This is a genomic window from Pseudomonas sp. NPDC087803 (genome assembly GCF_044742995.1).
In the GTDB taxonomy this organism is placed as follows: Bacteria; Pseudomonadota; Gammaproteobacteria; order Pseudomonadales; family Pseudomonadaceae; genus Aquipseudomonas.
Window position 1 is genome coordinate 1 of the sequence record NZ_JBIUVO010000026.1, and the last position, 2529, is coordinate 2529.

At 60.3% G+C, this 2529-nt stretch carries 4 protein-coding genes; 1 reads left to right on the forward strand and 3 read right to left on the reverse strand.

Annotated elements, in window-relative coordinates:
- The first annotated feature begins 6 nt into the window (after positions 1-6).
- Positions 7-273 carry an Lpp/OprI family alanine-zipper lipoprotein gene (locus ACIOUG_RS14950; RefSeq protein WP_401066689.1) on the forward strand — a complete coding sequence of 89 codons (267 nt, stop codon included), beginning with the start codon at positions 7-9 and terminating at the stop codon, positions 271-273.
- Between the two features lie 123 nt (positions 274-396).
- Here ACIOUG_RS14950 and ACIOUG_RS14955 read toward each other — a convergent pair whose 3' ends face one another.
- From ACIOUG_RS14955 to ACIOUG_RS14965, 3 genes are all read right to left on the reverse strand, one after another.
- Entirely contained in the window at positions 397-1368 is a 972-nt protein-coding gene (locus ACIOUG_RS14955) for a L,D-transpeptidase family protein (protein ID WP_401066629.1), read from the reverse strand.
- Between the two features lie 136 nt (positions 1369-1504).
- Positions 1505-1798, reverse strand: coding sequence for a hypothetical protein (locus ACIOUG_RS14960; RefSeq protein WP_003226812.1), 294 nt, complete (start codon positions 1796-1798; stop codon positions 1505-1507).
- A gap of 57 nt (positions 1799-1855) precedes the next feature.
- Positions 1856-2461 carry an arylesterase gene (locus ACIOUG_RS14965; protein WP_401066631.1) on the reverse strand — a complete coding sequence of 202 codons (606 nt, stop codon included), beginning with the start codon at positions 2459-2461 and terminating at the stop codon, positions 1856-1858.
- Between the last annotated feature and the right edge of the window lie 68 nt (positions 2462-2529).

The following is a 2529-nucleotide window of genomic DNA, read 5'->3' on the forward strand; positions in this document are numbered from 1 at the left end:
AAGACCGTGAAGGGGAACACGCTCAACACCGTTCTGAAAGTCTCTGCTCTGGCACTGGCCGCAGTACTGGCTACCGGTTGCAGCAGCGCATCGAAAGAAACCGAAGCACGTCTGACCGCTACTGAAGACGCAGCTGCTCGCTCCCAAGCTCGTGCAGACGAAGCTTACCGTACACCTGATGAAGCTCTGGCTGCTGCTCAAAAAGCACAACAGACTGCTGACGAAGCTAACGAGCGTGCTCTGCGCATGCTGGACAAAGCTAGCCGCAAGTAATAATCCCTCGGGATTGTTATCAAGCCGACCCATTTTTTGGGTCGGCTTTTTTATGGCCGGGGCTTTTGTCCAGGCAATAAAAAACCCGCCGACGCTGCACGCATCGGCGGGTCCGGATCGAGCTTACTGCTGCAGGTCGATCGGCGTATTCGAAACCATCGGCGCTGCCGCCCCTGGCGTACCGATTTCGGTTGGCAGACCGTCTTCAGCCGCGACCACATCGCGCACCACGTCCCAGTTTACCCGCACATTATTGGCAATATCTTCACGCTTGAGCATCGCGTTGATCACCGCCGTGTGCTTGTCGACCACCGACGGGTTGCCCTTGTCGTCGATCGGCGTGTGCGCTTCCAGATAGACCTTGCCGCCACTGCGACCGAACTTGTACGCATCGTTGAGAATACGCACCGAGGTGCCGACTGGGACCATGCTGGCCATTTCCAGCACGTTGTTGTTGAACATGCGGAAGCAACCGTGGCTGGTGCGCATTCCGATGCCGAACTTCTTGTTCGAACCGTGGATCAGGTAACCCGGCGTGCCGAGGCTGAACTTGAACGGGCCCAGCGGGTTGTCAGGACCGGCCGGCACCACGTTCGGCAACGGATCACCGTCAGCAGCGTGTTCGGCCTTGATCGACGCTGGAGGGGTCCAGGTCGGGTTCGGCGTCTTGGCGGTGATGGTGGTGTGGGCAATGGGTGAACCCCAACCCTCACGCCCGATACCCAACGGGAAGGTGTACACCACGTTGCGGCCTTTCGGGAAATAGTAGAGGCGGTACTCGGCGAGGTTGATCACGATGCCTTCACGCGGGCCCGGCGGCAGAATGAACCGGGTCGGCAGGACGATTTCGGTACCGGCGCCCGGCAGCCAGGCATCGACGCCCGGGTTGGCCGCGACCATCTCCGAGTAACCCAGATCGTACTGGGTGCCCAGGTCGGCGAAGGTGTCTTCGTACTTGGCCTTGATCACCTGTACCTGGCCGATGATGTCCTCACCGGGTGGTGGCAGGGGAAACTCCAATGCAGCAACGGGACCGGCCACACACAGGGCGGCAAGTGACAGGCAGCGGGTGACGGCAGGAAAGCGCGGCAACATCCGGAAAATCCTTCGCATGATCAACAAGGGTATAAGAGCGCGATTGTACACCGCACCTCGATAATTCGGGGAGATGCGCCGATAGGCAGCCAGAAGTCTTCATGTAGGAGCTGCCGAAGGCTGCGATCTTTTGACCTTACAGCTCGAAACGCAACTCCGGCCAGATCGGCGAAGTGCCGCGTTTCTGCGACTCAAGGATCGCCCGGCACAACGAACACAGGCGCTGATCCTGAAACACCCGGCGATCCACACTCGACCAGCGCGGTTGCGCCGGCAGCAGGCTGCCACACAACGTGCGGTCTGCCGAGCCACCGAGTTCGAGCTGACGGGTCACCAGATGCACCCGCACTTCCTGGCAGGCGAACAGGTCCAGCTGTTCGTCAGGCTCGATCAGTTGGTAGGCAAACAGGGACCAGGCAGGACGCGGCATCGGGGGCTCCAAATAAGGGGGCGCCACATTAGCCGAAAGCCTGCCACTAGAAAAGCCTCAAAGCAGCGGTTTTAGCGTCGGCCAGACATTTTCCAGCAACTTGCCCTGAGCCCCGACTGCCGGGTGCAGACCATCGGCCTGCATCAGATCGGGATGCCCGCCCACGCCTTCGAGGAAAAACGGCACCAGCGGGATCTTTTTCTCGTCGGCGAGTTGGCCGTAGACCTCGGCGAAGGCATCGGTGTAACGCTTGCCGTAGTTCGGCGGCAATTGCATGCCCAGCAGCAGGACCTTGGCACCACTCTGACGAGCGCTGTCGATCATCGCCGCAAGGTTTTGTTGCAATTGCGTTGGCGGCATCCCGCGCAGGCCGTCATTGCCCCCCAACTCAAGGATCACCAGCTCCGGCTTATGCTCTGCAAGCAGCGCCGGCAGGCGCGCCTGGCCTCCGGCACTGGTGTCGCCGCTGATGGAGGCGTTGACCACTTTGTCGTCAAAACCCTCCTGCTTGAGCCGTTGCTCGAGCAGCGATACCCAACCCAAGCGGGTATCCAGCCCGAAACCGGCGCTGATACTATCGCCAACGATCAGGACAGTACCCGCCGCTGCGTTCTGGGCCATGCACATCAAGGCCAGGCCAGCACTCAAAAACCACACACGCATCGGATTCTCCATGGGCGCAAGCATTCTCACCGCGAAGAACCTCAGCAAAGTGGTTTTTGAGTGCTGGC

Bases quoted from the DNA above. Each gene is read 5' to 3' on its own strand.
- ACIOUG_RS14955 (WP_401066629.1), bottom strand. From the start codon at position 1,368: ATGTTGCCGCGCTTTCCTGCCGTCACCCGCTGCCTGTCACTTGCCGCC.
- ACIOUG_RS14960 (WP_003226812.1), bottom strand. From the start codon at position 1,798: ATGCCGCGTCCTGCCTGGTCCCTGTTTGCCTACCAACTGATCGAGCCT.
- ACIOUG_RS14965 (WP_401066631.1), bottom strand. From the start codon at position 2,461: ATGCGTGTGTGGTTTTTGAGTGCTGGCCTGGCCTTGATGTGCATGGCC.